The sequence below is a fragment of the Mesorhizobium sp. M1E.F.Ca.ET.041.01.1.1 genome (genome assembly GCF_003997355.1).
Taxonomy (GTDB): Bacteria; Pseudomonadota; Alphaproteobacteria; order Rhizobiales; family Rhizobiaceae; genus Mesorhizobium.
Map to the genome: position 1 here is coordinate 1 of NZ_RZSL01000735.1, position 2,567 is coordinate 2,567.

At 64.6% G+C, this 2,567-nt stretch carries 4 protein-coding genes; all 4 read right to left on the minus strand.

Annotation, left to right across the window (positions count from 1 at the left end):
- Positions 1-333, minus strand: a 333-nt coding sequence (locus EOA38_RS33315) for a phosphotransferase (protein ID WP_145966194.1), incomplete at its 3' end; no start/stop codon positions are given.
- Positions 334-339: 6 nt separating this feature from the next.
- Positions 340-1,344 (minus strand): 4-hydroxy-3-methylbut-2-enyl diphosphate reductase, encoded by a 1,005-nt coding sequence (gene ispH / locus EOA38_RS33320; protein WP_126095229.1) that lies wholly within the window; start codon positions 1,342-1,344, stop codon positions 340-342.
- A gap of 76 nt (positions 1,345-1,420) precedes the next feature.
- Complete coding sequence (locus EOA38_RS33325; protein WP_189435095.1) at positions 1,421-2,176, minus strand: SURF1 family protein; 756 nt, start codon at positions 2,174-2,176, stop codon at positions 1,421-1,423.
- Entirely contained in the window at positions 2,173-2,559 is a 387-nt protein-coding gene (locus tag EOA38_RS33330) for a DUF983 domain-containing protein (RefSeq protein WP_126095230.1), read from the minus strand. The genes EOA38_RS33325 and EOA38_RS33330 overlap by 4 nt, the downstream gene beginning before the upstream one ends.
- Positions 2,560-2,567: the final 8 nt, after the last annotated feature.

Below are 2,567 nucleotides of genomic sequence, written 5' to 3' on the forward strand. Positions count from 1 at the left end.
CCTGAGCGACAGGCCTTCGAGGAAGGTGATGATGACGGCGGGGCGGCCGGCGAGCATGCCGATGACGGTGCCGTCATGCGCGGTGACCGGAAGCGGGCAGGAAATGCCCTTTCGCGCGAGATGGCCCATCAGGCCGAGGAAGAACGGCAGATCGTCCTTGTCGACGCGCTTCTCGTAGAGCGTCAGGATGTAGGAGCCGGTGGAGGCATGGACCAGGAAATTCGTATTCTCGGTGCCCTCGGCGATGCCCTTGTAGGACAGGAGCTCGCCCACCGGATAGGCTTTCAGGAAGGTGGTGAGCTCGCCTTCGTTGACGTCGGTGTAGACGGCCATCTGGGTTCACGCGGCTCCGTTGACGAAGGCCATGTCGGCCGCCGTCAGTTCGACATCGCGCAACACCCGCATCACCGGAAAATCCTCCGTTTCCGTGGCTGTAATGGCCAGATCGATGGTGACGTCGAAGCGTTGCCGGAACGCGTCGATGATCTCGTCGACGATGATTTCCGGCGCCGAAGCGCCGGCCGACAGACCGAGCGTCGAAATCCCGCCGATCTCATCCCACGGAATTTCGGAAGCCCGCTGCACGAGAAGCGACATGCGGGCGCCGGCCCGCTCCGCCACTTCGACAAGCCGCCGCGAGTTGGACGAGTTGGGAGCGCCGACGATGAGGAAAAGGTCGGCGCCGGCGGCCGTTTCCTTCACCGCTTCCTGGCGGTTGGTGGTGGCATAGCAGATCGATTCGGCAGCAGCAGCGTGCAATTCGGGAAACCGCTGCTCAAGCGCCCGGATGATGCCGGCCGTATCCTCGACCGACAGCGTGGTCTGGGTGACGAAGCCAAGCGCCGCCGGGTCCGCCGGCACGAAGCGCGCGGCATCCGCCTCGGTCTCGATCAAGGTGACCGCGCCGTCCGGCAACTGGCCCATCGTGCCGATCACTTCCGGGTGGCCGGCATGACCGATCAGCAGCACGTGGCGGCCGAGCCGCTGGTGGCGCATCGCCTGCTTGTGCACCTTCGACACCAGCGGACAGGTGGCGTCGAGATAGAAGAGGTCGCGCGCCTCGGCGTCGGCCGGCACCGATTTCGGCACGCCATGCGCGGAAAAGACGACGGGCGACTTCCGATGCTCGGGCGGGATCTCGGACAGTTCCTCGATGAACACCGCGCCCAGGCTTTGCAGCCCCTCGACGACATAGCGGTTGTGCACGATTTCGTGGCGGACATAGACCGGCGCGCCGTATTTCTTCAGCGCCAGCACGACGATCTGGATGGCGCGGTCGACGCCGGCGCAAAAGCCGCGCGGCTGGCAGAGCCTGATCGTCAGCGGTGGCTTTTTCTCAATCATCAAAACGAGCCGGTTCAGTCGGAAAGCTGGAGGCGAAATGAGGCGTGCACCCCTGCCCTGTCAAGAGCGGCGGCGTTCACCCTTCTTTCGGCGGGCGACGAAGCCTGAGGATCAGCACGGCCGCAAGGGTGGCCGCCAGGCCATACCAGGTGACGGCATACTGCAAATGATTGTTCGGCAGATCGATGATGGTGACGCCGCCAACCGGCAGGCCGCCGGGATTCGGCGCCTTGTCGGCATCGATGAAGAACGGTACCAGCACGGCGCCTGCCGGAAGGCCGGCGCTGGCGGCCATGACGTCGCGGTCCTTCCAGTAGAAGATGTTCTTGGCGACATCGTTGTCGGGCAGCATCATCGAGGGTTTTTCCGGCAGCGGATTGCGGGCAAGCCCGGTCACGGTCACCGTGCCGGCGACCTCGCCATGCCGGCGTTTGGCCGGATCCTTGAGATCGTAGGGAACGAAGCCGCGATTGACGAGCACGAAGCGGCCGTCGTCGAGCCGCAAGGGTGTGTAGACGTTGAAGCCGGTATCGCCTTCCCAGGTGGAGAAGAAATGCCGCTCGCCCTGGTGCAGGAAGGTGCCGCTCACCGTCACCGGGGTGTAGTCGACATCATGGGTGGCGGCGAATTCCTTTTCGACATCCGCCAGCGGCAAGGGTGCTGCATGGATGCGCCTGTCGATGGTCTCGAGCAGCCCTTCCTTCCAGTGCAGGCGCTGGACCTGCCAGGTGCCGAGCCCTACGAGAATGGCGAATAGGACAAGGCCGAGCCCAAGCAGCAACGCCTTGCGCGGCCGCGGACGGCCGGCAGTCGAGCCGGTTGCACCGCTCATTGACCGGCGTCCAGCCTGCCTTCGGAAGCCTTTTTGCTGTATTGCATGGTGATCAGCACGCCCTTGATCAGGCGCAGCGCCGTCAGGCAAAGCACCAGAGCCAGCGGGATCCACAATATGAAATGCAGCCAGAGCGGCGGGCTGAGCGTCACCTCCATCCACAGCGCCAGGCCGACGACGATGAAGCCGATGATCAGGATGACGAACACAGCCGGACCGTCGCCGGCATCGGCGAAGGAATAGTCGAGGCCGCAATTGTGGCAGCGCTTGCCGACGGTGAGGAACCCGGAGAACAGCTTGCCCTCGCCGCAGCGCGGGCAGCGACCATGCAGGCCGGCCGAAACCGGGTCGATGGGTGGCCAGATCGCCTTGTCTTCGCTCATGTCAGCAC

Bases quoted from the DNA above. Each gene is read 5' to 3' on its own strand.
- EOA38_RS33325 (WP_189435095.1), bottom strand. From the start codon at position 2,176: ATGAGCGGTGCAACCGGCTCGACTGCCGGCCGTCCGCGGCCGCGCAAG.
- EOA38_RS33330 (WP_126095230.1), bottom strand. From the start codon at position 2,559: ATGAGCGAAGACAAGGCGATCTGGCCACCCATCGACCCGGTTTCGGCC.
- ispH (WP_126095229.1), bottom strand. From the start codon at position 1,344: ATGATTGAGAAAAAGCCACCGCTGACGATCAGGCTCTGCCAGCCGCGC.